The sequence below is a fragment of the Azospirillum ramasamyi genome, from assembly GCF_003233655.1.
In the GTDB taxonomy this organism is placed as follows: domain Bacteria; phylum Pseudomonadota; class Alphaproteobacteria; order Azospirillales; family Azospirillaceae; genus Azospirillum; species Azospirillum ramasamyi.
This window is the reverse complement of sequence record NZ_CP029835.1, coordinates 44,863-71,255: the sequence shown is the minus strand read 5'-3', so window position 1 is coordinate 71,255 and position 26,393 is coordinate 44,863. Positions and strand designations below refer to the sequence as shown.

Sequence of the window (26,393 nt, the reverse complement as noted above, 5' to 3'; positions counted from 1 at the left end):
TCTTGTTCGGCAATCTGCTGAAGCGAAGCAAATCCACCCCTCTCCGCAAGCCGGACTTCCAGCGCGGCCTCGCCGCCTTCGAGGCGGAGGACTATGCCGCCGCCGTCGCGGACTGGATGCCGCTGGCCGAACGCGGCCATGCCGAGGCGCAATACCGCATGGGCCAGCTCTATGCGCGCGGGCAGGGGGTGGTGCGCGATTTCGGCGACGCCGCCCACTGGTTCCGCAAGGCGGCAGAGCAGGGCCATACAGAAGCGCAGTTCTCGCTTGGCCTGTGCTACGCCAACGGCGAGGGCGCGCCGCAGGACACCGCCTTGCCGGTGCGCTGGTACAAGACGGTGGCCAAATCCAACCCGGTCGCGGCGGAGGCCAACCTGGCCCTGCTCTATCCCAACGGGCTGGGCATCGGGCCGGACATCTCCCAGGCGCTGCATTGGTACCGGCTGGCCGCCGAGGCCGGCCATGCCGAGGCCCAGCACCACATGGGCCTGCTGCATGCCTTCGGGCAGGGGGTGTCGCAGGATCATGCCGCCGCCGCCGCCTGGTACATGAGGTCGGCCGAGCAGGGCCATGCCATGGCGCAGCACGCGCTCGCCTCCCTCTATGCCAACGGCCAGGGGGTGGAGCGCGACATCGAACAGGCGATCGCCTGGTACGGGCGCGCCGCCGAACAGGGATTTGTCAATTCCCAGTTGGCGCTTGCCATCATCTACGAGCACGGCACCGGAGTGGAAGCCGATCCGGCCCGCGCGGCGGAGTTCTACCGCAAGGCGGCCGAACAGGGGCAGCCTGTGGCCCAGGTCAATCTCGGCCTGCTCTATGCCCGCGGGCACGGGGTGCCCAAGGATTATCGCGAAACCCTGAAATGGTGCCGCTTGTCGGCCGAACAGGGCAACATCAATGCCCAGTTCAACCTGGGCCTGATCCATTCCAACGGGTTGGCCGGTCCGCCCGACTATGCCGAAGCCGCGGTTTGGTACCGGAAGGCGGCGATGCAGGGCAATGTCGGCGCCCAGGTCAATCTGGGCCTGATGTTGGCGCATGGCTGGGGTGGGCGGCACGAGCTGGCTGAAGGTGTGGATTGGCTCCGTAAGGCTGCGGCGCAGGGGCATGCCGGCGCCATGACCAATCTGGGCGCCCTCTACGCCGCCCGTGACGGCAAGGCCTACAACCCGATCCAGGCCTATGTCTGGTACATCATGGCCGCCGCCTCCACCCAGCCCGGTGCCGAGCGCGAAGGGCTGGAGGCCAAGGCGCATGAACTGGGGGCCGCGCTGACCGGCGAGGACCGCCACAAGGCGCAGGTCATCATGGAAGACTGGAAGAAGAACCCCAAGCTGATGCTGGCCGGCTGACGGGGGCGGTCGGCGACGGACGGGGGCGGTCGGACGGGAGCGATCCCATCGCCCCTGCCGATGGGGTGCCGTCATCTCTCCCCGCCACTCAGACGGTGCAGGCGGAGGCTGTCGACGGTCACCGTGGCATTGCCCAGATGGACGATGCGGAACTCCAGCCCGCCGTCCGGGCGATAGGAGAGGGCGGGAATCCGGAAGGCGACGGTTGCGCCCTCCGGAAGGCTCGCCGCGGTCAGGCCTCCTGACAGCAGCTTGGTGTCGTCGTCCTGGACGATCTCCATTCCCAGCACGGGCCGGTCGGCAGCGCGGACCCCCTCGGCGCCCCCCGTCACCACCAGGCGGTAATCACCGGCGGGAAGCCTGATGTACGGACCGCGCAGCATATAGCTGGGCGCCGCATCCACCGGAACCCGGACCGGACCGGCATTCCGACGGTCGTCGACCACCATGCTGCGCTTCATGCGTTCCAGCAATTCCAGCCCCTCATTGTCCATCCGGAGGCTGTCGGCCCGCTGGACGATCAGAGGGTTGCCCAGAAGGGGCTGCCGCCGGTCCGGTCCGGCAAGTTCCGGCCACAGCCGCAGGCGCAGAGGGTCGGGGCCGGTCGCCGCCCGGCTGCGCGGATCCGCCGTGGCTGGTTCCCGCACCGCCACGCCGTTCCTGCGCAGCCGGGCGGCGAAGTCGGCGATGCCGTCGGCGTTCCCCTGGAAGGCTTCGTGCTCGTCCAGCCCTCCCCAGGCCAGCAGGTCCGGCGTCCGTCCGACCAGGATGCCCCCCGTTCCAGAGAAGCGGTGCAGCAGGACCTCCGCCCCTCCATCCGGCCGGGACAGCCGGTCCAGCGCGTGGGCCAGGAAGTCGGGAGGCATCCCGTCGCCGCCTGACGGGGCGCCGTCCGCCGGAACTCCGGAGACGAGCGCAGTGACGTCGGCGGTCGCGGCAATCAGCCCGGCATTCAGCCCGCGGTTGGCATGCGGCACGCTGTCGGTCTGACAGCAGGCGATCACCAGGTCCGCCTGCCGGGCCGCGTGTTCCAGCACGTCGTCGTACAGTTCCACCAGGATGCGCTCGCAGCGGTCCCGGCCCAATGTCTGGCGGTCCAATTCGGCAAACAGGATGCGCTGGTGCCGCTGCGCCCTGTCCACCAGCACCACCGACAATGCGCGGGCGTGGGAGGCGGTGGTCATCCGCTGCATCCAGGGGCCGCGCCAGCCTTTGCGGGCGATCTGCTGGGACCGGAAATAGGGGCTGGTCAGCCGTGCCCGGTAATTCTCCGTGTCGACCAGCGCCTGCTCGATGCGCGCGGCGTTGGCGGCGGGCTCCTCGGCCGGTCTTCCGGCTGCCGCGTGAAGGGTCTCCCGCCGAAGGCGGAGCAGGATGTCCCGCGCCTCGACCGCGACCATGCTGGAACCGGCAAGGCCGGTCAGCAGGGCGACGGCTTCGGCCTGTTCCGCTTCCCCGCTCATCACCGCCAGCCGCTTGGCCAGATCCAGGCGGAAGAACGGAAAGTCGGGGTCGAGGCGGACGGCCTCGCGGGCATGCCCGAGTCCCGCCGCCCCGCCTCCTGCGGCACGGGCCAGATAATGGTGCAGTGAGGCGCGGATCAGCCGGACGAGGTCCGGCCGCCGTTCCGCGGCCGGCAAGTCTTCCGGCGCCTGTTCGGACAGCACCGCGACGACCCGGTCCAGATAGGTGCGGTAGTTGAAGAAGCGGTCGAACAGGTCGTAGGGCAGGACATCGTCTTCCGGGGCAAGGGCCCAGCTGCCGGGGTTCACCGCCAGAACGGTCTTCATGGCCAGCAGCGCACCGGCGACGTCCTGTGCCGTGCCGAAATGCAGCCGTGCCCGCACGGCGTTGAAGCGCGGCACGAGGTCCCGCGGCCGGCGCTCGATCCACAGATCCTGGAAGGCGAACAGCCGGGTGCGCAAGGCCGCGGCGGCGGAGCCGGCGGGGACCGGATCGGCGCCGCCCCGGCCCTCCTCCTCGCTCGACGCCATCAGGCGGCACCCCAGCCCGATCAGCATCTCGCGGGCCATGTCGTTCGCCGCCCGGCCCGCCGCGGGATCGTCCCAGGGGCCGTGTCGGTCCAGCAAGGCTTCCCAGTGCGCGATGTTGGCGGCTTCCAGTGCTTCGACAGCCTCGGTGCGGCCGCCGCCCGGCTGCCACCCCTTCCAGAAGACGACGCGCTTCTGGACCCGCTCCCGCAGGCCGACCCTGCTGCCCGGTCGCCGCTGCGGCCGGGGCCGGGCCGCCAGCACCGTGCAGAGCCGCAGGTAGTGCGATGCAACGACGTCCGGGGCCAGGGCCTGGCGCAGGCGTGGCGCGGCACGCCAGGCGCGGGCCTCATGCTCGTCATAGCGGTCGAGCACCTGACGGATGGTCCGCGCCAGCCCGCCGGGCGTGGCCGGGTAGCTGACCAGCCCATGGTCGCTGCCGGCATAGAGCGGCAGCACGCTGCCTTCCTGTACCAGCGTGACGCAGCCCATGCAGGCGGCCTCGATCCCGCGGGTCACCATGCCGCCCGGACGCCGGTAATAGGCGACGGCCAGTCTGCTGCGCGACAGGAGATCGTAATAGGTCGCGTTGTCCAGGAAGCCGTTGAAGCCGAACAGCCGCAGCCCCTCGATTCCCAGAATCTGGTGAATCAGCGCCGCCTTGTCGGGGTGCCAGGGCGCGAACAGGGTGCCGGAAAGGAACAGGTCAACGTCACGGTCCCGCCGCCGCAGCCGGGGCAGGCCGGCAGGGTGGCCGAAGCTCTTGGGCACGGTGGTGACGGGCGCGTCCACCAGCGGCCGGACCCCGGCATGCTCGGTATGGTCGGTGACAAGCACCTCGTCGAACAGGCGGAGCCAGGGCAACATTGCCTGGATGTGCATGTCGTAGTCGGCGGTCTGGCCCAGGAGCGGACAGGGCAGGCTGTCCAGATCGGGCGGGATCTGGTGCCATTCCACCATTTCGCACAGGACGAAATCCGGCGGTTCCTCGCCCCGCCACAGCCGGTGCACCGAGGCATAGGGGGAATTCGGCCGGTCACCCGTTGCGTGGCCGATGTTGGTCAGGGCGAATTTCGGATCCTGCGCCCCGCCGGCCAGCAGCACATGCGGACCGGAGGAGGGGGACGGCAGCAGCGACAGAATTTCGATCCGTGGTTTGCGCAGCAGGGCCAGCAGGGAGCGCGCATGGGCTTGCCAGGGAGAGGGGGAAGGCGCGTGCGGCGTCGAGGCGGCCAGCCGTTCCAGCAGGGCGATGGCGCCGGTCTCGTCACCGGCGATCCACAGGGCGGCGGCCTCGTGGAAACGCGGAGCGGCCCCGTCGAAACGGCCAAGCCCGTCGATGGCTTCGTCGGTACGGCCGATCAGGCCGAGGGCGGCATGGTGCTGCCAGAGATCGTCGCGCCCGAGTGCGATGAGCCCGGTATAGTTCCCCGTTACGAAGAGGTGTTCGGCGTCGTTTCTCTGCATTCCCGCTTCAGCCATGCCAGGGCGCGGTAAATTCCGATCAGAGTCGCCGCATCCTCGATCTCGGAGTTGTCGGCCATCCGCTCCACCGTTCCCAGGTCGAACAGAGTGGTGGCGCCGAGACCTATTTCAATTTCATCCGCGCCGTCCTTGCCGGGGGCGGCTCCAGGGGTGGCGGCGATATCCGGCCGGCAGCGGCGGGCCAGGAACAGCAGGCCCCGTGCCGCCATGGTCGCCCCCTCCGGCGTGAAGGAGCCGAGCGGAACCAGATCCTCCGGTCCGCAAACCAGCCCGGTCTCCTCGGTCAGTTCACGCCGGGCGGCATCGGCCGGATTCTCACCCTCGTCGATGAAGCCCTTCACCATCTCCCAACTGCGCTGTCCGAGCGGATGACGGTGGTTGTGAAGCAGGGCGAAGCGGCCGTCCGCTTCACCCAGCACCGCCACGCCCGTGACCATGCCGGGGCCGGCATGCACGGGTTCGACGACCAGATACCCTTTGACAGAGGTGCCGTCACCGCGCAGGTCGTCGGCATAAGCCCGCCATTTGCTGTTCGCGTAGACGAGACGGCGCGAGGTGAGGATGGGCGGCATCGGAAGGAAATCCGGGGTGGAGGTCAATCTGCCCCGACCTCATAGCTCGGTTCGTAGACGATGATCTTGCTGCCGCCGTAATCGATGCCGAATTTGACGGTGATCAGGCGGTTCAGCCGTTCGATCAGGCGGCGGCGCATCTCCGGCTTGACGAAGAACACCATGAAGCCGCCGCCGCCGGCACCCAGCAGCTTGCCGCCGCTCGCCCCGGCAGCCCGCGCTTCCGCATAGATCTCGTCGACTACGGGGTTGCTGACGGAGCTGGCGAGCTGGCGCTTGAGCTGCCATGCCTCATGCATCAGCTCTCCCAGCCGGTAGGCGGGTTCGCGTTCGTCGCTGAGCAGGGAAACCCCCTCGTCCACCATGGCGCGGATGCCCATCAACTGGCGCTCGCGCTGCTCCAGATTCTCGATCTTCTCCTTGGCGACTTCCGACGCGATGCGCGACAGGCCGGTGAAGACCAGCAGCATCGAGGACAGAAGTTCGGCACGCCGCTCCGGGCTGATGATCAGGGGGGTGACGGCAAAGCCGCCATCGGTGTGGAAATCGATCCGGTTCAGACCGCCGTAGGCGGCCCAGACCTGGTCCTGGTAACCGACATTCTCGCCGATCACCTCCTGCTCGATGCGGATCGCTTCATTCGCCAGATCGCGCTTGCTGATCATCTCCCCACGCATGGCGTAGAGGGCGTTCAACAGGCCGACCGTGAAGGACGAGCTGGACCCCAGCCCCGAACGGGCAGGCAGATCCGCATCGTGATGGACCTCCAGCCCGCGATTGGCGTTCATCTCGGAGAAGACGGCGCGGACTGCCGGATGTTCGATTTCCTCGATGGTCTTGGCCAGCTCGATGCGTGAATAGGCGAGGCGGTACTTGTGGTCGAAGAAGGGCGGCAGGCTGCGGACGTTGAGATAGCAGTATTTGTCGATCGCCAGTCCGAACACGGCTCCACCATGGTGCCGCACCCAGGTCGGGTAGTCGGTGCCACCGCCGAAAAGCGAAATGCGGAAAGGGGTGCGGCTGATTATCACAGGCGGATATCCTTAATATTGGGCCGGACTGCCGGCTTCAAGAATGTCCGGCCTGCTCGATGAATAGCTGCTCGCCCTTATCCGGGGCGCTCTAGCGTCCATTGGATGCCTACTGAAGCAGGCGATAGACGCTAGGCTTTTGATTTTTCGTGCGATTTACGTTCCAAGCGATTCCGTCCGAAACGATCGCACCCTAATCGGCCAGGACTTCCATGCCGCTTTCCAGCAGAGCGCGGGACAGGGAATGCTTGGTCATCTGTTCGATGTGCTCGCGGGTTTCCCAGCCGAAACGCTGGGCCACCATGTCGAGATAGCGCTTATTGGTGAAATATTCGGTAAAGGCCTGATCGCGGAAGCGCAGAACCTCCGCGGCGGAAATCTTTTCCGTCGGCAGCGGGGTGCAGTCATAGCTGTGCTGGGAATAGCCGCTCCACTGTTCCGGCAGGGCCCATCCCCTTTCCACCGCCATGGCGTAGAGCGGCGATCCCGGATAGGCCATCGCGGAATAGAAGTTGCCGAACTCGCAGTTCAGTTCCTTGGCCAGTTCCAGCGTCGCCCGCATGCTTTCCACATCGTCGTCGGGCAGGCCGAAGATGTAGTTGCCGATGACGTGGATGCCGGCAGCCTGGATCGACTGGACCACCGCACGGATGTCGTCCTGGGTGAAGGACTTGGACGCGCCGTCGCGGACATGCTCGCTGCCGGATTCGATGCCCAGGGCAAGCCAGCGGAACCCCGCCTTGCGCAGCTTTTCCAGCATGTGCGGCTTGACCGTGTCGACCCGGGCGTAGGCCCAGATGTTCAGGTCATAGCCGCGCTCGATCAGCCGGTCGCAGATCGCCAGGACATGGCGTTCGTTCAGGACGAACATCTCGTCGATGAACTTGTAGGTCTTGACGCCATGGTCGTTGTACAGCCGGTCGATCTCTGCGACGACGGCGTCGGGCGACCGCATGCGGTAACGGTTCACTCCGAACGGCGCGTTGATGCAGCAGAAGCTGCATTTGTAGGGGCAGCCGAGCGAGGTGTAGATGGAGGCATAGGGTTGCCGCGATCCGAGATCGCCGAAGCACTGCCAGTTGTGCGCCCGGTACTTCTCCATGGGCAGCAGATCCCACACGTTGCCGTGCAGGTCGCCGTCGAGATCCTTGATCAGGGCCGGGGCGAGATTGCTGCGGATCGCGCCATCATCAGCGTCCCCTTCGCTCCCCGCCACGCGGTAGACCAGCCCCTCCACCGTTTGCAGCGGCGGAGCCGGTTCCTTCAGCGCGTCGAGAAGCTGGGCAACGGTCACCGGTCCTTCGCTGTTGCAGGCGAAGTCCACCGCCTCCTCGCGCAGCGTGCGCTCCGGCAGGGCGGCGACATGGCCGCCGACGATGATGATCGGCTGCTCGGGCGCCTGCGCCTTGATGGCGCGGCAGGTCAGCCCGGCTCCGACCATCTGCTGGGTCGAGGCGGAGGGCTGGTGGCCGAACACCACCATCGCGACCAGGCGCGGGGCCAGTTCGGCGATGCGCTCCGCCACCTGGTCGGCGGTCAGGTGATCGGCCTCGGCGTCGATGATGTGGATGGAATGGCCGCGGTCGCGGACATAGCCGCCGATCAGCCGGCACCACAGCGGCGGTTCGATCGCCGTCAGAGTTGACCCGAGGGACTGATAGATCTTGGTCCGCTCACCAGGGTTGACGAGGACGAGATCGACTTTCGGACTCATAGGATTGTTGCCAGACTCGGGTCATGAAGAGTGTATCGGCCAGCATAGTTCGAAGGTAAAAGGCGGTCTAGGGAAAACAAGCTGCATTGTATAATAATTTAAGGTGGGTATCACCAGAATCCGGGCTGTTAACGATTGAAGAGCGGGGCTGTCATATTAAAAACCTGAAATTATTTACTGTGCATACAGGAGTATGACAAACCAGATTCCAGAAAACTTCTGGATGCCTCCGCGCAATATCAAAGATCTGTTCATGTCTTATGGGTGGAGGATGGCTGCCGTCGTCATGGCGGTGCCGAGCCAGGATCGCCGCCTTCGGTTCGGGCCGGCACGGCATGCCACGAGAAGCCCCGGCAAACGGGACCAGGCGGGTTGTTGCGCATTCCACCAGGCGCATGTCCGTTCCAGGCCGTCGCGCAGCGATGTCCTGGCGCGACACCCGAGCGCCAGACAGCGTGAGGCATCCAAGCCTTTGCGCGGCATGCCGTCAGGCTTCTCCACGGCATAGTGGAAGCCGCCGTCGTAACCGACGGCCGCGGCCACCATCCCCGTCAGCTCGGCGATGCTGACATCCTCGCCCGAGCCGACATTGACGATCTCCTCGCCGCTGAAACGCTCCATCAGGAAAACCAGGGCATCGGCGGCATCGTCCACATAGAGGAACTCGCGCCGCGGCCGGCCGGTTCCCCAAACCCCACCGGCCCGGTCCTGGTCGCCTTCGCAGCCTGGATCTTGCGTATCAAGGCCGGCACCACATGGCTGGCGGCCAGGTCGAGGTTGTCGCCGGGACCGTAGAGGTTGGTCGGGACGACGGCGATGAAGTCGCGGCCATACTGGCGGCGATAGGCCTGGCACAGCTTGATGCCGGCGACTTTCGCGGTGGCGTACCACTGGTTGGTCGGCTCGAAAGCACCGGTCAGCAAGGATTTCTCGACGATCGGCTGGTCGGCGAATTTGGGATAGATGCAGGACGACCCGAGGAGCATCAGCTTCTCAACCCCGGCCAGATGGGCGCCATGGATGATGTTGGTCTCGATCGCCAGGTTGTCATAGAGGAATTCGGCCGGCCGGGTATGGTTGGCCAGGATGCCGCCCACCGTGGCGGCGCAGATCGACCGCGCCGCGGTCGACGGTAAGCAGTTGCGCGCCTTCGGCCGTCAGTCGACGGACCAGGGCCGATCCGACCATACCCGCTTTCCGGCAAGCGGATACGCCACCGGAGCCGCCTGCGTTCCAGTCGTGCTGTCCATGGCGCGTCCTTCCTGTCCGTCGGCATGCCGTTCGGCCGGGGCGAATGCCGTTGGCCAGTAAAGCTCAAAAATAACGGCCTGTTGCGCGCACCGCAATCCAAATGCCGCTATCCAGGAAACCCGACCAAGGGAGAGTATCCAAGTATGTAACCGCTTCTTCCGCCGCATTGGCGTACCATTGAGTCAAGACGGTGGGGGGGCCGTCCACCGAATCATCACAGTTTTCACCACCTCGATGGACGCTGCAGAAATATTGAACACTTAAAATTAGGATAATAAACAAAGAGAGAACCCTGCTCTCACCATTCCAGTTTATTATCAATAAAAATTGATGTTTCCATTTTGCCTGTAACGTAATATCAAAAACGCATATCGGCCGCGCGCCCTCTTTGGGAAATTATTCTGATCTCAACCCTCGTGCATTTCAGGGCTTCCATGGTAAAGACAGAATTCAAAAGCAATGTTAAGAAGATCCCCCGGGTTAGTTTTGTTCTTCTTGATTGGAAATGCCGGGAAAGCTTTCACTCTCTTGATTACTTGGCGGATCAAGATGTTCCGCGACACGATTATGAAATCATCTGGATTGAGTATTATGCCCACAGGTCAAAAGAGATAAGGCAAAAGATATCAGACTATAGAGGCAAGAGTCGTCCGGCTCCTGTTGACCTTTGGCTTATTATGAATATGCCGGACGATCTATATTATCACAAACATCTGATGTATAATATTGGCATCGCAAAGAGTCGGGGTGATATTGTCGTCATCTGTGATTCTGATGCAATGTTCACGAAATCATTTGTTCGGACGGTGATCGAAACCTTCGAACGCACGCCTGAGATTGCCCTGCACTTTGACGAGGTGCGCAATTCCAGGCAGGATTTTTATCCTTTCAACTATCCGCCGTTCGAACTGCTGACCGGGGATGGGGCGATCAATTGGCGCGACGGCAAGACCACCGGGCTGTGGGACACCGAAGACCCGCTGCATAGCCGCAATTATGGGGCGTGCCTGTGCGCCAAGCGTGCCGACCTGATCGCCATCGGCGGCGCCGATGAACACATGGATTATCTCGGCCATGTCTGCGGCCCGTACGAGTTGACCTTCCGCCTCGTGAACAAAGGCCGGAAGGAGGTCTGGCACGAAAGCGAGTTTCTGTACCACACGTGGCATCCGGGATCGGATGGCGACTTCAACTACATCGGGCCTACCGATGGCCGGCATATGTCTTCCACCGCACTCGAGGCGCTGGAGACCGGTCGCGTCATGCCGCTCACCGAGAACCCCGTCATCCGCCATGAGCGTGAAAACGGGGTCCCGCCGGTGAACGGCCAGTTCATCAATCCTGCCTGCCTGAAGGCCTGGACGCAGGAGGAGGTGGCCAAGTCGCCCCGCTTCAAGCTCTTCAAGTGCGGCCAGGGCGGCACCAAGCTGGTGCGGGAACTGGCCACCTACAACATCCTGTCCTACGACGACAAATTCTATGGCGTCCCGCACTCCCTGGGGCCGGTGGATCTGGCCAGGAAGGAGGATCGGGAAAAACCGCAGGTCATCGAGGGGGCCTCGGCCGATGAGATCGAGGCGCTTCTGGCCGAGCGTTCCTCCCCCGCTCCCGTCGCGACGCTTCCCGTGCGGCAGCCCTCCAGGCCGCAGGGCGTCCAGGCCCCTCCGGTTCTGGTCGGCATGGCCGGACCCTTCAACGTGGTCTTCTATGACGACGCCTATTTCGGCGTTCCGATCTCGCTGGGGCCGGTCGACCTTGCGGATCCGGCCCAGCGCGCCTTGCCAGAAATCCTGAAGGCTTCGACATGGAACGACGTGGACTCCATGATCCGGGCGCAGCGCCTGAGCCGGCTGGAGGTGGAGAGCCGTGCCCGGGAGCAGATGCTGGAGCAATTGCGGGCGGAACTTGCCGCCAAGGACGCGATGATCGCGGACTTCCTTGACACGATCACCGCCATGCGGGGTGAGAGCCGAAGCTGGAATGAGGTGCGCGATCGCCTGCGTCGGGAGGTGTTCAGCTTGCAGTTCCGGTTGAACGGTGCCGAGCTGTTCGACGCCTTCACGCCGACCGACATCGCGGAGCGCCGTGCCGACGGCATCCACGTCACCGCCGACAAGCCGGCCGGCCATTTCCTGCACGGCCCGCGCCTGTCGCTGGACAAGGGCAAGTACACGCTCGACATCTGGGGGGCAAGGCAGCGCGCGTCCGCAGCGGGTCTGCCGGTTTTGAATGTGGAACTGGTCACCAACGGCACGACCACCGTCGGGACGTTCAACACCGAGCACTTCGCCGAAACGCCCACGCTGGTCTCGCTGGTGTTCCAACTGAACGATGCGCCCACGGACGCCAGGCATGAATTCGAAATCCGCCTCGCCCATCACGGCCATGTGGATCTGGTCGTTTCGAGGATAAGGCTGCGCTTGACCTCCGGTACAGGCGCAGCTTCCCCGGCGGATCTTCGCAGGCAGCACGCATGACGGGGCGGCCCTGCCGAGGTCCGGCCAAAAACAGATCATTCGCTTTCCAGCGGAGGAGGCGGGGTGTCCCACAGGATGTTTGAACAGCGTCTTGCCACGGTCGAGAAGCGGATGGCCGAGCGAGACCAGCGGAACCAGGAGCTGTCGGCCCTGCTCGAAAGGGTGGGCGAGCAGAATCGGCTGCTCCGGCAGGCCTTGGACGAACAGGACAGGCGCATCCGGTCCCTGGAAGGCGAGGTGGCCGAACAGGCTCGTGTGCTTCAGGCGATCCAGTGGGATCTCGCGGATTCCGGCAGGCCGGAGGATGCCGGCCGGACTCTCCTCAGCCTGTCGGCCCGCGTTCAGCTGATCGACGATGCGCTGACCGACCTTCGCCTTGCTTCTTTGGAAAGGTCCGGCACTCGGTAGAGTAGCGCCCCGGCCATTCGGGCCGGGGGGATGGCTGATGAAAGAGAGCAGCATGTTTATCCATTTCGACCTGCCCCGTGCCGCCGGGGATTCGCTGATGGACTGTGTCGAGCGCGTCTATGGTGCGTCGCGGGTGCTGCATCTTGGACGCGGGCTTCGTTTCGATATGTCGTACGAGGCCCTGCTCAGCAAGACGCCTGACGAAATTGATCTGATAAAAAGCCAGTACGGATGCGCAGTGACGAAGCATGCCTTCTCCCTGCATAAAATAATTGGGGTTCCGTATGTTGGGTTTGTTCGCAATCCGTTTGACTGGTATGTTTCTTCTTATTATTGGGCGATAAAGAATAGCCTTGGAGATCCGTCAGAGCATTATGGGTATATGATAGATAAGAAAAATATGTCATTGGAGTACTTTGTTCACTGGCTTCATGATACTGGTCACGACAACAATCAAACCAAGAATATTTTTCATCTCTCAAAGGATTATGGCAGCCTCCTGCCACCGGATCCCGCGAGCATCACTCTTGATGAAGCGAGTTTTTCTCAAGCCATTGAATTGACTGAAACCGCATTCGCGGTTCTTGCGCCGACCGATCTGTTCGGTCCGGCGCTCTATGTCATGGGCATGCTGTTCGACTGGCCGGACCTGCCGCCGTGGCGGCTGCGCTCTTCGTCCAACTGGCGCGCCTCGGCGTCGATTCCCGACACGCTCATGGACTTCGTGCGCGAGCGCAGCCCCTACGACTGGAAGCTGTTCGACGCCGTCCGGAAAGGGTTCGAACAGCGCTATGCCGATATCCTGGCCGCCCGCGCCGCCGAGATCGCGGACTACGAAGCCTGCTCGCGGAACCCCGCCTGGCAGGACGCGATGCCGTTTCATGTCCACGACGTTCCGGATCGCCTTCTGCAGGGCGTCCGCCTTCAGGCGCCGCCGCCGCCCCGCGACCCGGTCGCCGTCTCCAGCGCCCTGCGGGGGAACCGCATATCGGGGCTCAAGCTGCATCTTCACGGCGTGGTCCATGGGCATTTCCTGCTGTCGCCCCGCAGCGACAGCCCGCCTTTCCTGGCCGTGCCGCTGGTCAGCCTGATCGACCAGATGGCCGATCCGGATCGGCTCTGGCCATTCTACGGCCCGGGCGTCCTGTTCGACCGGTCGCTGGAAGGGCTCCGGCAACGGCTCGAGGCGGGAGAGGTTCCGAGCCTGGTGGAGAGCCAGGGGGATCTCCAGATCTGGTTCTATCGTGGCGCGTACCGTTTCGTGGAGTGGACGGCCGGCACCGGCATCGACGCGGTGTACCGCGATCCCGAGGGGACGCTGGGCGTTTCTCTCCACGCCACGGACTGGCAGACGGCCCGCCAGTTCTTCACGCTGTTCACCGATCCGTTCCAGTGGCAGCGGATCGACGGGTTCGGCATCGTCGAAGGCGTGGGCGAAGAGCCCTGGAGGGCTGAACCGACGGCCGGCGGACCGGCGGTCACCGCTCCGTCCCTGGTACGGCTGCTCGAAACTCTGCAGAGCAGCGGACGCCTTTCCCTACGGTCGCCGCCGCCGTTCCTGATCGACAGCCTGGCCGACTACAATCTGGTCAAATACCAGGACCGGCACTACGGCGCGCACCAAGGGGCCGGGAGTCTGGAAGACCTGCTGGCGGAGCCGGGGGAAAACCTCATCGAGGCCGTTGCGCTGAAGGAACTGCGCCGGGAGATCATCGACCGCTGGCTCTCTCGCCGGCCGCCGGATCCCCACCTGATCGAAACCCTGGGCGTGACCAACATCGTCCTGTTCCGGGACCGCTTCGTTGCGTTGCCTCAGGCCCTCGGGGCCGTCGATCTGTCCGATCCCGCGACGTTTCACCTCCCCGGCGTGATCGTCAGCCGCAGCCGGACGCGCCTGCGGCATCTGGTTGCAACGGAAGCCGCAGGCCGGGGTGTGAGCGCGGAGGCGGGCACCGCGCCGGAATCGGACGGCCGTCCGGCGCCCTTGCTGCCGGACGCATCCGCAAAGGGGCGGCTGTTCTGGCTGACCGGTTTGTCCGGGGCCGGCAAGACGACGGTCGCCCTGCGTGTGTGCGCGCGGCTGCGGGCGGCCGGACTGCCGACGGTGCTGCTCGACGGCGACCGCCTGCGTGCCGCCATCGCCCCCGATGCCGGTCACACCCCCGACCAGCGTCGCCAGCTGGCCTTTTCCTACGCCCGCCTATGCCGGGAACTGACGGAACAGGGCTTGGTCGTCGTCATCGCCACCATTTCGATGTTTCATGCGGTCCGGCAATGGAATCGCGAAAATGTGGAAGGCTATCGCGAAATATATTTGCGCGTTCCTCTTGAGCATCGTGCCGATCGTGACCCGAAGGGCTTGTACCGCAACGCTGCCGTGGATATGGTCGGGATGGATACCTCCATTGAGGAGCCGGATCGCCCCGATCTCGTAATTGACAATTACGGCACGATGGAACCGGACGGCGCGGCTGACCTGATCTGGGAGCGATTGATTGCGCCCGATGCAGATCTGGTCGGCCTATCGACTGCAGCCCTGGAAGACGGGCTTTAAAATAAAACCATAAATCACATTAAAACAAGGACTTTGGATCATATGCGCGGTCATGGTGATTTCACGGGTTTGGCGGAAAAATACTCGAAATACCGCCCGACTTATTCAGCGACGGTCCGGGATGCGCTGATCGGCATGCTGCCGAAGCCGGCCCAGGAGGTCGAGGCAGCCGACGTCGGCGCCGGCACCGGCATCTGGACCCGCCTCGTGGCCGACCGGGTCCGCCATGTCACGGCGGTCGAGCCCAATGACGACATGCGCCGGCTCGGCATCGCCGATTCTGCCGGTCACCGGATCGAATACCGTGTCGGCTCCGGCGAGCAGACCGGTCTTTCCGACGCTTCGGTGGATATGGTCAGCATGGCTTCGTCCTTCCACTGGGTCGATTTCGAGCGCGGCTTGGCCGAGTTCCACCGCATCCTGCGTCCGGAAGGCCGCTTCGTCGCGCTTTGGAACCCCCGCCTGATCGATGCCAATCCCCTGCTGGTCGAGATCGAGGCGGAGATCACCCGCCTGGCTCCGGAAGTCAAACGGGTATCGTCCGGCAGTTCGGGCATCACCGAAACCCTGACCGAGCGGCTTTGGGCCAGCCGGCAGTTCGACGACGTGGTCTATCTGGAGGGCCGCCACACAGTCGACCAGACCCCCGAACAGTATCTGGGCGTCTGGCATTCGGTGAACGACGTGCGTCACCAGCTCGGACCCGATCGCTGGACGGCCTTCATGGCCTTCGTCGAAGCGCGGATCGCCGGCCTTGACGTGATCACCACGACCTATCGCACCCGTGCCTGGTCTGCACGCCGTCGGTGAGACTGCCCATGGACACCTCCGCCTTACCGCTCCGGATCGCCTTCGGCAGCAAAGCCGAAACCCTGGAGCGCCTCGCGCCGCATTTGAGGACGGCGCATGTCCTCGATCTGGTTCGCTTCCGGGCCGTTGATTGGAATGCGGGCGGCATGGAGACGATCCTCGACCACATCGCCTCCATGCCGTGGGGCAGGCAGGGGCCTCTGATCGTCCGGTCCTCCGCGGCGGCGGAGGACCGGGAGGGGCAGTCCCTGGCCGGGCATTTCGTATCGATCGGCAACGTCGATCCGGCCGGGCTGCCGGCCGCCATCGCCGAGGTGGCCGCCTCCTTCGGGAACGAGCCGGTACCGGCCGACCAGATCTTCGTTCAGCCCATGCTGACGGCCGCCATGAGCGGCGTCGCCTTCAACCGGGATCCCAACACCGGCGCGCCCTACCTGATCATCAATTACGAGGAGGGCGGCGACACCGCCGCGGTCACCGGCGGCTATGCCGCCGAATTGAAGACCTTCGTCTATTGGAAGGGCGCCACGGTGCCGTGCCCGTCCCCTCTCGACCAGGTGGTGGCGCTCGCCGGCGAACTGGAAGGGCTGCTCGGGGAGGAAAGTCTCGACATCGAGTTCGCGTTCTCACCGACAGGCGAGCTGTACCTGTTCCAGGTGCGGCCGCTGTCCGCCGCCTGCGGAACGGCCGTCGACATCGACGAGCACCGGCCGCTGCTGGAAGCCATCGCCCAGAAGATCGCCCAGGCCAATCGGCCGCACCCCTACCTGCGCGGCCGCCGCACCCTGTACGGCGTCATGCCCGACTGGAACCCGGCCGAAATCATCGGAATCCGGCCGCGGCCGCTGGCGCTGTCGCTGTATCGGCAGCTGGTCACAGACAGCGTTTGGGCCTACCAGCGTCACAACTACGGCTACCGGAACCTGCGCAGCTTTCCGCTGATGCGGTCCTTCCACGGGTTGCCGTACATCGATGTCCGCCTCAGCTTCAATTCCTTCATTCCGGGCGATGTGCCGGACACGCTCGCCGACCGTCTGGTGGACTGCTACATCGACCAACTCGCGGCGGCGCCGGTGCTCCACGACAAGGTCGAGTTCGAGATCGTCTTCTCCTGCTACACCTTCGATCTCGACACCCGTCTGCAGCGTCTGCGCGGCTTCGGCTTTTCGGAGCGCGATCTCGAGGAGTTGACCCACAGCCTGCGCCGGCTGACCAACCGGATCATTCACCGTGAAACCGGCCTGTGGCGCAACGACAGCAAGAAGATCGGGATACTGGAGGAGCGGCAGCGGACCATCAGCAGCACCGACATGGACATCGTCAGCCGCATCTATTGGCTGATGGAGGATTGCAAGCGCTACGGCACCCTGCCTTTCGCCGGTTTGGCCCGCGCCGGCTTCATCGCCGTCCAGATGCTGAAATCTCTGGTGGCGGTCGGCGCGATCGAGCCGCGGCAGTACGATGCCTTCATGAGCAGCCTGGAGACCGTCAGCGGCCGCATGACCCGCGATCTGCGCGCCCTGTCCCGGTCGGAATTCCTGGAGAGATACGGGCATCTGCGTCCCGGAACCTACGATATCCTGTCGCCGCGATACGACGAGGATCCGGAACGCTATCTCGGTGCCGAGCACGGGGCCGGTCCACATGACGAAGGCGCGGCGCCGACCTTCGCCCTGTCGCTGCCCCAAATGCGCCGGATCGACGCCCTCTTGAACCAGCACTCGCTGGAAATGGACGTGGTCAGCCTGTTCGACTTCTTCCAGGCCGGCATCCAGGGCCGCGAGCATTCGAAATTCGTCTTCACCCGTTCGCTGAGCGAGGTGCTGTCCCTGCTGACCCGCCTGGGCGACCGCTATGGACTGTCGCCGGACGACATGGCCTATTTCGATGCCTCCCTTCTCGACGATCTCTACGCGTCCAGTTGCGACATCGAGGCGACGTTGCACCACAGCATCAACCAGGGCCGCGCCCGCTATGCGGAAACCCAACGCATCGTGCTGCCGCCGCTGATCAGCCAGCCCGAGGAGGTCTGGGCTTTCCACATTCCTCCCACGGAACCCAACTTCATCACCCAACGGACGGTGGAGGGGCCCGTGCGGTCCCACAAGGCGCCGTCGTCGGAACTGAAGGGGGCGGTGGTGGTGATCCCCAGCGCCGACCCGGGGTTCGACTGGATCTTCTCCCACGGCATCGGCGGCTTCATCACCGCCTATGGCGGGGTCAATTCCCACATGGCCATCCGCGCCGGCGAACTGAACCTTCCTGCGGTGATCGGGGCCGGGGAGACGCTGTTCAGCCAGTGGAAGGACAGCCGCCGCCTGCGCATCGACTGCGCGTCCCGCCGGGTGGATGTCCTGCAATGACGATGGTCCCGCCCGTGGCCGGGCGCCTGATCGCCGTCAGTCAGCGGGTGGACGTGATCGCCGGCCGCAATGAGCGGCGCGACTCCCTGGACCAGCGGTGGACCGGCTTCCTGGACGCCTGCGGCCTGCTGCCGGTGGCCATGCCCAACACGGCGTCTCCCGCTCTCGCGGCGGCCTGGCTGGAGGCGGTGGCTCCCGCCGGCATCCTGCTGACCGGCGGCAACGACCTGACGGCCTATGGCGGCGACGCCCCCGAGCGCGACGCCGTGGAAGCCCTGCTGATCGAGCACGCGGTCGCCCGACGCATCCCGCTGATCGCCGTCTGCCGGGGGCTGCAAATGATGATGCACCACTTCGGCATCGGGCTGGAGCGGGTGACGGACCACGCCGGCACCGATCACCCCGTCGCCTTGGACGGCGGCGGCACGGACACGGTGAATTCCTACCACAATTGGGGCTTCAGGAGCGTTCCGCCCGGCTTCACCGCCTGGGCGACCGCGCCCGACGGCGTGGTCGAGGCGGTGCGCCACGACACGCTGCCGCTGCTCGGCATGCTCTGGCACCCTGAACGCAATGCCCCCTACCGCGCCGTGGACCTGGAACTGGTCCGTCGTCATTTCAGGGGCGATCGGTAACGGAGGCTTGCTGCAACGCCCACGGGTCCGCCGCATCCGCGCCTTCCCGCTTTTCCTGAATTTGGTTTTTCCTGGATTTGGAGTGCTTCCGTGAAAGCGATCATCCTTGCCGCCGGGCGTGGCAGCCGTATGAAGGCCATGACCGAGGACCGGCCGAAGTGTCTGGTCGAAATCGCCGGGCGCAGCCTGCTGGACTGTCAGCGTGCCGCCCTGACCGGCGCCGGCGCCGGCCCGTTGGCCGTGGTGCGCGGCTACCGCGGCGAGGCGTTCGAAGGGCGCGGGCTGACCCTGTTCGACAATCCCCGCTGGGCCGGAACCAATATGGTCATGTCGCTGGTCCAGGCGGCCCCGTGGCTGAGCGCCGAGCCGTGCCTGGTCAGCTACGCCGATATCTTCTACCCGGCGGAGACGGTGCGCCGGCTGATGGCGGCCGAAGGCGACATCGTCATCAGCTACGATCCGGACTGGCTGGCCCTGTGGCAGGCCCGCTTCGCCGATCCGCTGGCCGACGCCGAAAGCTTCCTGCTCGACGGGACGGGCCGGGTCGTCGACATCGGCCGCAAGGTTGGGAGCCTCGACGAGATCCAGGGGCAGTACATGGGCCTGCTGAAATTCACCCCCGCCGGCTGGGCCCAGGTCGCCGGCTATCTCGACGGGCTGGAGCCGGCGGTGCGCGACAAGCTGGACATGACCGGCCTGCTGTCGCGGCTGATCGCCGCCGGCGTGGCCATCCGGGCGGTCCCCAGCGCCCCCGGCTGGGGCGAGGTCGATTCCGAAAGCGATCTCGACCATTACGCCGCGGAAGTGGCGGCCGGGCGCGTCGCGCTGCCGGTTTGAAGCCGTTGCGCGGGCACGCTTCGCCGCCCCGCCCCCGAAGACCCTGCCTTGATCAAGGAACAAGACGGTTATGAGTCGGCGTTTCATCGACCATGGAGACGGGACAATCACCGATGCCAAGACCGGCCTGATGTGGCGCGCCGATGGCGGCACGCCCGATCTGCCGGGTGTGCCGGGCGGACGGAAGCCGTGGTCCGGCCCCCTTTCCGCGCCGCCCGCCGACCTGCCGACGCTGCGCACCGGTTGCTTCGGGCCGCTGCCCGATCTGGACCTTTCCGGCCGGACGGTCGGCTATGCGGTGTTCGACTATATCGACGCGCTGAACGCCGCGGCCTTCGCCGGTTACACGGACTGGCGCCTGCCCAACGTCAACGAACTGGCCAGCCTGGTGAACGAGGCGGTGCCGCACAGCCATTTCTGGCTGATGGAGAACGGCTTCCGCAACCTCGAAACCCATTGCAACTTCTGGAGTTCGACCACCTGCCACGGTCATCCCGAACAGGCGTGGCACGTTCATTTCACCAACAGCGGCAATGTCCACACCAGCTACAAGGCGTGGTGCGCCCATCACGTGCTGCCGGTGCGTGGCCGGAACAGCGGTCCGCGCCGCCTCCTGCAGACCGGGCAGACCCTGTGCTACAGCGCCGATCTCGTGCCGCAGCCCCTGCCGGGCGGCAGCGGGCGCGGCCAGGATGGCGACCTGCGCCTGGGCGCGCCCCGGCCGGCCGACCGCTTCGAGGTGCGCGAGGACGGCTGCGGGGCGTCCGGCCGGGTGGTGGTCGACCGCTTCCTGGGGCTGGCCTGGGCGTCGCCGCTGAACCTGGCCATGCCCTGGGACGCCGCCGCGGAGATGGTGCCGCGATGCTACGCCGGGTATGGCGGGCTGGACGGCTGGCGCCTGCCGGAGCGGGAGGAACTGCGCTCGCTCACCGACTATGGCTGTTCCAACCTGCTGGGCCTGATGCATCAGGTCGGTTTCGAGGATGTACGGAACGTCGATTACTGGGTTGGAACGCCCTACGCCAACATTCCCGACAGCTACGCATGGTCGTTCGGTCTGGCTTGGGGGCTCTACGCGCGCGAGCGGGCCGGGTTTCGGGCGGGGGTCTGGCCGGTCTGCCCTTTCCCGCGGCCGGTGTAGGAGAAGGCGCTGCCTGCACAGGCGTCCCGGCACCGTTTACCGAACGATAGCCGGCCGCGTCTTCGGCCATCCTGACCGCTTCCGACAGGCACCGGGCAAACGCCATAATTAGGAATTATTGCTTGATAACCCTGCTGATTGCCGGATAAAACTCCTATATTGCGTCATATAGGAAAGGAAGCGGACCACCATGAAGGGATTGCTCCTCGCCACCGACGACATGGGGCGGTGTCTGGACGTGATCGGCGTGTCGGACAGCCGCCACACCCTGGTGATGGCCCCAGGCCAGGGCAAGACGCTGCCGGTGCCGGCCGGCGCCACGATGATGCTGATCAACGCCACGGCCAATGTCTGGGTTCAGTATGACGGGCCGGCGGCCGTGCCGATGGTGGACGACCTCGGCGGCGGGGCGCCGGAACTCAATCCGGGGCCGCGCTTCATCAAGGGCATCGCCGCCATCGGCATCAGCGCGGCACAGGCATGCGAAGTCGGCGTGACGTTCTATCGGGGGGGCAGCCTATGACCTCCCGCTACAGCTTCACACCTGCCGGCGCGCCGGCACAGCGGCCGGTCTTCACCAGCACGGTGACTCTGCCGGCCGGCACCGCGGCGGCGCCGGGGTTGGTCTTCGCCGGCGACACCGCCACCGGCTTCTACCACGCCGCGCCCGGAACCGTCGGCCTGGCGGGGGCCTTGCAGGTCGACAACCATCCTGTCTGGCACGCCGGGAACGACGGCGCCGGATCGGGCTGCGACGCGGACCTGCTCGACGGACGTCACGGCAGCTATTACCAGCCGGCCGCCTCCACACTGGACGCCCTTGCCGGGCTGGACGCCGCCGTCGGATTGGTCGAGCAGACAGGTTCCGCCCTGTTCGCCAAGCGCCCGCTCGGCACCGGCTCGGCCAACGCGATCCCCACCCTGGGCGACGCCGACGCCCGCTACGCCCGGCTGAGCGGAGCGACCTTCGGCGGCGCGGTGCGGAACACCGGACAGCCCGCCTTCCTGGCCTTCCTGTCGTCCCAGCAACTGAACGTGACGGGGGATGGAACGCTCTACACCATCCCGTGCGATGCCGAGATTTTCGACCAGACCAACGCCCACAACCCGGCGACCGGAACCTTCACCGCACCGGTGACCGGCTGCTACCGGTTCGACTGCACGGTCTGCCTGATCGTCGGCGCGGCGCACACGCGCGCCGAACTGATCCTGGAGACGAGCAACCGCCTGCATTTCCTCGGCCAGATTAATGCGGCGGCGCTGCGGGACGCGACCGGAAACGCGGTGATCATGACCGGTTCGCGCCTCGTGGACATGGACGCCGGGGACACCGCTTACATGCGGGTCAAGGTTTCGAATGGTACCAAAGGCGTGTCGGTGTTCGGCACGACGGCGAGTGCGATCTACACGTCCTTCGCGGGGAGGCTGGAATGCTGAACGATTATCAGCGCACCGTGCTAGCCGACATCGTCGTGGATCCGGACGCGTGGTTCGCCCATGTTCTGGATGAGTTCGGGCCGGAAGCCGCTGCAGCCCATCTGGATGCCAAGGTCATTCGTGCCGTCCCAGCCTACGAGGCGACTCGCGCAGCTCAGGGAGAGACCTACCAAACCCGAGCCGAACGCGCCGTCTTGGCCGGCGCTCTCTGACGAGAAGGCGGCTCCCAGTGCATTTTCCTGGGAGCCGCCTCTCAGATTAGTAATAAAGATATCAAGCTCTGCATCTTCCCAAATAGGCTTTAAGAATTAGGATCGCTTCAGCGTGCCGACGTTAGCGTTGAAATATTCCACGGCTGGGCCATAACGGTCATAGAAGCGCTGTCGCAAGGCATTATAAACCTTGATATCGTCTTCTAGCATTTCCTCAAGTAGCCATAGCGTCTCGGTGCCCAGATTTTCTTTGCGGCGACTGCTGCTGCTTGAGCAGTGGACTTCCCACATCGGCGCTGCCGGAAGTCCGATCAGCGCAGCCAGCGTGAACACTGATGCATCAAAAGCTTCGGTCAACCCGATGAAGGCGCAATGCCGATCAGCGGCATCGAGTGCGGCTTCAACGGACATATCAATGCCTATCGTCTCCCATCTGGCCTGCGGAGACGTCAACACCTTCACCCAGGCGGCAAAAGTGCCATGCTGGATGTTGCTGCGTCCGCTTGGGGTCGTGATCCATTCCTCGAATGGCATCCCGGCTTCAATGTCGGGAAGCACCCATTTCAACCCTTGGCCCCGGTGTTTCACCTGCCAATAGAACGAACTCATGACCTTCTGAACTGGGTCGCGGACCATGCTGACCACGGCCGTGTTTGCGGACAGCAGATGAAGGATGTTCCGCTTTACGTGGATGTGCACCCACTTCAAGTTATGACGATACGACTCCGCTTGTTCTTCAAACCAATCCACCTCTCCTTGAAAGGTTAGCGGTTTGTTGCGATCCGGGAAGGCCCGTTGGAACGCTACTAGAAAACTGGTGCCACCGCATTCCGTAATGTGCAGCTGCAAATATTGGTGGGCATTGCGGATGAATTTCCCTTGAGGTAATTTCGCAACCCACTCATTAATCAGTTCTGCTGGCACCGTATTGCCGTTTGGCAGCAGCATAGGGGTGGACATTTTAAAGTCGATTTCCGATTGATGCATAGAATAATTCATCCTTTTTAAATGATGTCCTAGCGCTAATATGTGCTCTAGCCTTGACCTTTGCGCTGATAACACTCAACCGTGATATGGTCAATCCGCATGCCTATGATCCGGCTGATGCTCCGCCGCCGCGCTCAAAATAATCTTTGAGGATAGACTCTCACCCCCGTTCCGGAAACAGCCCCAGCAGCCCGTCGCGCGTGGCCGGGCAGACGCCGCGTTCGGTGATCAGACCGGTCACCAGCCGCGCCGGGGTGACGTCGAAGCCGTAATTGGCCACCGGGCTGCCGTCGGGGGTGACGCGCACCGTCTCGATCCGGCCGTCGGCGGTGCGGCCGGTCAATTCGCTCACCTCGCGGCCGTCGCGCTCCTCGATGGGAATCTCCCGAACGCCGTCGGCGATGGTCCAGTCGATGGTCGGCGACGGCAGGCCGACATAGAAGGGAACGCCGTTGTCGTGCGCGGCCAACGCCTTCAGGTAGGTGCCGATCTTGTTGCAAACGTCGCCGGTCGCGGTGGTGCGGTCGGTACCGACGATGCACAGATCGACTTTGCCATGCTGCATCAGATGGCCGCCGACATTGTCGGCGATGACGGTGTGGGGGACGCCGTGGTGCTTCAACTCCCAGGCGGTCAGGCTGGCGCCCTGGTTGCGCGGGCGCGTCTCGTCCACCCAGACATGCAGCGGTATGCCCTGCTCGAAGGCGGCATAGACCGGGGCGAGCGCGGTGCCCCAGTCGACGGTGGCGAGCCAGCCGGCGTTGCAGTGGGTCAGCACGTTGACCGGCTCGCCCAGAGACTTCCCTTGCGCCTTGCGCTCCGCCGCGGCACGGATCAATGCCGCGCCGTGCAGGCCGATGGAGCGGTTGATCTCGACATCCTCGTCGGCGATGGCCGCGGCCTCCGCCTCGGCGGCCTCGACGCGCTGCGATTCCGGCAGCGGCGCCAGCCGGCCGCGCATGCGATCCAGCGCCCAGCGCAGGTTGACCGCGGTCGGCCGGGTCGCCAGCAGGGTGGCGCAGGCCCGCTCCAACCCGCGGTCGCTCGCATCCGCCCGCAGGGCCAGCGCCACGCCATAGGCGGCGGCGGCGCCGATCAGCGGGGCGCCGCGCACCAGCATGGCGCGGATGGCGTGGGCCGTCTCCTCCAGGCTGGTCAGCCGGACGATTGCGAAGTCGTGCGGCAGCCGGGTCTGGTCGATGATGGCGACGACACCCTCGCCATCCGGCCAGATGGTGCGATAGGCCGTCCCGTCGATCCGCATGACATGACACTCCATCCAAGATCGGACTGGCGAGAGTAGGTGGTGGATGCCCCGGCATCAATGCACTTTCAACGGGAGGCGGCAGATCCACGGGCACCGATGCGGTGCCATCCGGTTCACGGGAAACGCCTTCGGGAATGCCCGCGCATCCAGGGATGTCCGATGAGTTTTCCGCATTCTTCCTAAGGTGTGCTGTTGCCTTCTCCCGGTGCGCTCGGATAGTCGCACCAGCTTCAGCGGGGAGGGCAAGGCATGACCAACATGCCGGAGGCCAAGCTCGCCCGCGAGGCGGAGATGTGCTACGCGACCGTCGCCATGGTCACCGGCTATGATTGCTGGCACGAGGGGCACGACCATGTCTCGGTCGATGCGGTGATCAAGGTGGTGGTCGCCAATGCCGGCAAGGCGCGCTCGCTGGTGTCGGCCCTGGCGCCGAAGGTGGCGCGGCGCGAGGGGCCGTGCGCCCAGGGCTGCCACACCGCGCTCGGCCACGCCATCATGACCGCCCCCTCGCGCCGCGACCCGGCGATGCTGGAAAAGCTGTCGCTGATCGTGAAGCGCACGCTGGGCTGACCTGCTACCCGAAAAGAAAACGGCGCCCGCTTCATCAGGGAGCGGGCGCCGTTTTCTTTTTCAAAACAAGGCTTTCAACGGCAGGCCGCGTCGAGAACCTTGTGCAGGCGGGTGATCTGCTCGTCGAGCGGGAAGGGATGGTTGCCGACGAAGAAGCCCTGGTCATGCGCCAGATTGGCGTTCTCGACACCGCCAACCACCTCGTAATCGTAATGCTTGATCACGTCGTGGCGCAGGAAGCAGCCGCCGGTGATGATGCGGAAACCGATGTCGGCGTCCGTCAGGGCGGCGAACACCTTCTTGCGGTCCTGCGGGCGCTTCGGGTTCAGGATGATGGTGAAGCTGAAGCAGGAGCTCTTGCCGTTCTCGCGCTGGATGATGAAGCGTTCGTCCCCGGCGAACAGCGACTGGAACAGCGCCAGGTTCTTGCGGCGCGCCTCGGTGAAGCCGGGCAGCTTCTTCAACTGCTCCAGGCCGATGGCGCCTTCCATCTCCAGCGGACGGACGTTGTAGCCGGGCAGGATGAAGCGGTAGGCCTCGAAATGGTCGCTGCCGCCGCGCTGGTAAAGCGGGGTGTCGTGCGGCAGGTCGCGGGTCCAGCCATGGGCGCGCATCGCCTTGACCAGATGGTAAAGCTCCAGATCGTCGGTCAGCACCATCCCGCCTTCCATGGTCGAGATGTGGTGCGAGAAGAAGAAGCTGAAGGTGTTCAGGTCGCCGAAGGTGCCGGTCTTCTTGCCGTCCAGCTCGGCATCCATCGATTCGCAGTTGTCCTCGATGAAATACAGCCCGTGCTCGTCGGCGAAGCGGCGCATCACGTCGAGCGCGGCCGGGTTGCCCAGGATCGACACCGCCATGATCGCGCGGGTCCGCGGCGTCAGAGCCTGCTCCAGCTTGGAAACGTCCATGTTCAGCGTGTCGAGTTCGACGTCGATGAACTTCAGCTTCAGGCCGTACTGCTGCAGCGGGTGGTAGGTGGTGGCCCAGGAGATCGCCGGGACGATCACTTCGTCACCGCGCTGGAGCGGACGCTCCTTCTTGTAGAAGAGGGCGGCGACCGCGACCAGGTTGGCCGAAGAGCCCGAATTGACCATCACGGCGTATTTGGCGCCGAAATAGCTGGCGAAGGCCGCCTCGAAGGCCGCGACATTCTCGCCCATGGTGAAGCGCCCGCTCTTCACCACGCGCTGGATCGCCTCAACCTCTTCCTCGCCCCAAGTCGGCGCGGCAAGTTCATAGAACATGGATCATCCCCGGATGGTTCGGACGGGGGACGGAAACCGTCCCCGCGCGCCG

Annotated in this window: 19 protein-coding genes and 2 pseudogenes; 13 read left to right on the top strand and 8 right to left on the bottom strand. The window is 64.9% G+C overall.

The annotated features are described in order from the left end of the window. Positions 1-2: 2 nt before the first annotated feature. Entirely contained in the window at positions 3-1,355 is a 1,353-nt protein-coding gene (locus tag DM194_RS26775; protein WP_111070687.1) for a tetratricopeptide repeat protein, read from the top strand. A 71-nt stretch (positions 1,356-1,426) separates the two neighbouring features. Here the strand turns inward: DM194_RS26775 and DM194_RS26770 are convergent, their stop codons facing one another. From DM194_RS26770 to DM194_RS26750, 5 genes and pseudogenes are all read right to left on the bottom strand, one after another. Further along, the gene (locus tag DM194_RS26770; protein ID WP_246024704.1) at positions 1,427-4,813 is read right to left on the bottom strand and encodes a hypothetical protein; all 3,387 of its coding nucleotides are present in this window, start codon (positions 4,811-4,813) and stop codon (positions 1,427-1,429) included. Then, positions 4,780-5,403 (bottom strand): NUDIX hydrolase, encoded by a 624-nt coding sequence (locus tag DM194_RS26765; protein ID WP_111070827.1) that lies wholly within the window; start codon positions 5,401-5,403, stop codon positions 4,780-4,782. The genes DM194_RS26770 and DM194_RS26765 overlap by 34 nt, the downstream gene beginning before the upstream one ends. Positions 5,404-5,426: 23 nt before the next feature. Further along, on the bottom strand, positions 5,427-6,434 hold the full coding sequence (locus tag DM194_RS26760) for a GHMP family kinase ATP-binding protein (protein WP_111070685.1): 1,008 nt from the start codon (positions 6,432-6,434) through the stop codon (positions 5,427-5,429). 193 nt (positions 6,435-6,627) lie between these two features. Beyond that, a complete protein-coding gene (locus DM194_RS26755) occupies positions 6,628-8,148 on the bottom strand; it encodes a B12-binding domain-containing radical SAM protein (RefSeq protein WP_111070684.1) in 1,521 nt (506 codons plus the stop codon). Positions 8,149-8,406: 258 nt separating this feature from the next. Continuing rightward, a pseudogene (locus DM194_RS26750) lies at positions 8,407-9,336 on the bottom strand (GDP-L-fucose synthase family protein). Between the two features lie 746 nt (positions 9,337-10,082). On the opposite strand from DM194_RS26750, the gene DM194_RS26745 reads away from it, so the two are divergent. The 11 genes from DM194_RS26745 to DM194_RS26695 all read left to right on the top strand — a co-directional run bounded on the left by DM194_RS26745 (position 10,083) and on the right by DM194_RS26695 (position 22,273). Beyond that, positions 10,083-11,876, top strand: a complete 1,794-nt coding sequence (locus DM194_RS26745; protein ID WP_176581522.1) for a glycosyltransferase family 2 protein — start codon at positions 10,083-10,085, stop codon at positions 11,874-11,876. Between the two features lie 75 nt (positions 11,877-11,951). Beyond that, a complete protein-coding gene (locus DM194_RS26740; protein ID WP_246024703.1) occupies positions 11,952-12,284 on the top strand; it encodes a hypothetical protein in 333 nt (110 codons plus the stop codon). A 37-nt stretch (positions 12,285-12,321) separates the two neighbouring features. After that, positions 12,322-14,838 (top strand): adenylyl-sulfate kinase, encoded by a 2,517-nt coding sequence (locus DM194_RS26735; protein ID WP_246024702.1) that lies wholly within the window; start codon positions 12,322-12,324, stop codon positions 14,836-14,838. A gap of 135 nt (positions 14,839-14,973) precedes the next feature. Beyond that, positions 14,974-15,648: a class I SAM-dependent methyltransferase gene (locus DM194_RS26730; protein ID WP_111070824.1), complete on the top strand. Its 675-nt coding sequence runs from the start codon at positions 14,974-14,976 to the stop codon at positions 15,646-15,648. Positions 15,649-15,656: 8 nt separating this feature from the next. Further along, positions 15,657-18,011: a PEP-utilizing enzyme gene (locus tag DM194_RS26725; RefSeq protein WP_111070682.1), complete on the top strand. Its 2,355-nt coding sequence runs from the start codon at positions 15,657-15,659 to the stop codon at positions 18,009-18,011. Beyond that, on the top strand, positions 18,008-18,646 hold the full coding sequence (locus DM194_RS26720) for a gamma-glutamyl-gamma-aminobutyrate hydrolase family protein (RefSeq protein ID WP_111070681.1): 639 nt from the start codon (positions 18,008-18,010) through the stop codon (positions 18,644-18,646). The genes DM194_RS26725 and DM194_RS26720 overlap by 4 nt, the downstream gene beginning before the upstream one ends. Positions 18,647-18,736: 90 nt before the next feature. Next, on the top strand, positions 18,737-19,483 hold the full coding sequence (locus DM194_RS26715; protein ID WP_111070680.1) for a phosphocholine cytidylyltransferase family protein: 747 nt from the start codon (positions 18,737-18,739) through the stop codon (positions 19,481-19,483). A gap of 70 nt (positions 19,484-19,553) precedes the next feature. Then, a complete protein-coding gene (locus DM194_RS26710; protein WP_111070679.1) occupies positions 19,554-20,624 on the top strand; it encodes an Lcl C-terminal domain-containing protein in 1,071 nt (356 codons plus the stop codon). Positions 20,625-20,814: 190 nt separating this feature from the next. Next, the gene (locus tag DM194_RS26705) at positions 20,815-21,147 is read left to right on the top strand and encodes a hypothetical protein (protein WP_111070678.1); all 333 of its coding nucleotides are present in this window, start codon (positions 20,815-20,817) and stop codon (positions 21,145-21,147) included. After that, complete coding sequence (locus DM194_RS26700; protein ID WP_111070677.1) at positions 21,144-22,061, top strand: C1q-like domain-containing protein; 918 nt, start codon at positions 21,144-21,146, stop codon at positions 22,059-22,061. Before DM194_RS26705 ends, DM194_RS26700 begins: the two co-directional genes overlap by 4 nt. Beyond that, positions 22,055-22,273, top strand: a complete 219-nt coding sequence (locus DM194_RS26695; RefSeq protein WP_111070676.1) for a hypothetical protein — start codon at positions 22,055-22,057, stop codon at positions 22,271-22,273. Before DM194_RS26700 ends, DM194_RS26695 begins: the two co-directional genes overlap by 7 nt. Before the next feature lie 96 nt (positions 22,274-22,369). On the opposite strand, the gene DM194_RS26690 is transcribed toward DM194_RS26695, so the two are convergent. Both DM194_RS26690 and mtnA read right to left on the bottom strand, forming a co-directional pair. Further along, positions 22,370-23,260 (bottom strand): sulfotransferase family 2 domain-containing protein, encoded by an 891-nt coding sequence (locus DM194_RS26690; protein WP_162630191.1) that lies wholly within the window; start codon positions 23,258-23,260, stop codon positions 22,370-22,372. A 160-nt stretch (positions 23,261-23,420) separates the two neighbouring features. Next, a complete protein-coding gene (mtnA, locus tag DM194_RS26685) occupies positions 23,421-24,524 on the bottom strand; it encodes an S-methyl-5-thioribose-1-phosphate isomerase (RefSeq protein ID WP_111070674.1) in 1,104 nt (367 codons plus the stop codon). Between the two features lie 249 nt (positions 24,525-24,773). On the opposite strand from mtnA, the pseudogene DM194_RS26680 reads away from it, so the two are divergent. Continuing rightward, positions 24,774-25,097 (top strand): annotated as a pseudogene (locus DM194_RS26680) (nucleoside phosphorylase-I family protein); the annotation flags it as partial. Positions 25,098-25,171: 74 nt separating this feature from the next. Here the strand turns inward: DM194_RS26680 and DM194_RS26675 are convergent. Beyond that, the gene (locus DM194_RS26675; RefSeq protein ID WP_111070673.1) at positions 25,172-26,341 is read right to left on the bottom strand and encodes a DegT/DnrJ/EryC1/StrS family aminotransferase; all 1,170 of its coding nucleotides are present in this window, start codon (positions 26,339-26,341) and stop codon (positions 25,172-25,174) included. Positions 26,342-26,393 lie beyond the last annotated feature (52 nt).

Excerpts from the sequence above, each read along its gene's own strand:
- DM194_RS26770 (WP_246024704.1), bottom strand. The coding sequence starts at position 4,813 with ATGCAGAGAAACGACGCCGAACACCTCTTCGTAACGGGGAACTATACC.
- DM194_RS26765 (WP_111070827.1), bottom strand. The coding sequence starts at position 5,403 with ATGCCGCCCATCCTCACCTCGCGCCGTCTCGTCTACGCGAACAGCAAA.
- DM194_RS26755 (WP_111070684.1), bottom strand. The coding sequence starts at position 8,148 with ATGAGTCCGAAAGTCGATCTCGTCCTCGTCAACCCTGGTGAGCGGACC.
- DM194_RS26745 (WP_176581522.1), top strand. The coding sequence starts at position 10,083 with ATGCCGGACGATCTATATTATCACAAACATCTGATGTATAATATTGGC.
- DM194_RS26740 (WP_246024703.1), top strand. The coding sequence starts at position 11,952 with ATGTTTGAACAGCGTCTTGCCACGGTCGAGAAGCGGATGGCCGAGCGA.
- DM194_RS26735 (WP_246024702.1), top strand. The coding sequence starts at position 12,322 with ATGAAAGAGAGCAGCATGTTTATCCATTTCGACCTGCCCCGTGCCGCC.
- DM194_RS26730 (WP_111070824.1), top strand. The coding sequence starts at position 14,974 with ATGCTGCCGAAGCCGGCCCAGGAGGTCGAGGCAGCCGACGTCGGCGCC.
- DM194_RS26725 (WP_111070682.1), top strand. The coding sequence starts at position 15,657 with ATGGACACCTCCGCCTTACCGCTCCGGATCGCCTTCGGCAGCAAAGCC.
- DM194_RS26720 (WP_111070681.1), top strand. The coding sequence starts at position 18,008 with ATGACGATGGTCCCGCCCGTGGCCGGGCGCCTGATCGCCGTCAGTCAG.
- DM194_RS26710 (WP_111070679.1), top strand. The coding sequence starts at position 19,554 with ATGAGTCGGCGTTTCATCGACCATGGAGACGGGACAATCACCGATGCC.
- DM194_RS26705 (WP_111070678.1), top strand. The coding sequence starts at position 20,815 with ATGAAGGGATTGCTCCTCGCCACCGACGACATGGGGCGGTGTCTGGAC.
- DM194_RS26700 (WP_111070677.1), top strand. The coding sequence starts at position 21,144 with ATGACCTCCCGCTACAGCTTCACACCTGCCGGCGCGCCGGCACAGCGG.
- DM194_RS26695 (WP_111070676.1), top strand. The coding sequence starts at position 22,055 with ATGCTGAACGATTATCAGCGCACCGTGCTAGCCGACATCGTCGTGGAT.
- DM194_RS26690 (WP_162630191.1), bottom strand. The coding sequence starts at position 23,260 with ATGCATCAATCGGAAATCGACTTTAAAATGTCCACCCCTATGCTGCTG.
- mtnA (WP_111070674.1), bottom strand. The coding sequence starts at position 24,524 with ATGCGGATCGACGGGACGGCCTATCGCACCATCTGGCCGGATGGCGAG.
- DM194_RS26675 (WP_111070673.1), bottom strand. The coding sequence starts at position 26,341 with ATGTTCTATGAACTTGCCGCGCCGACTTGGGGCGAGGAAGAGGTTGAG.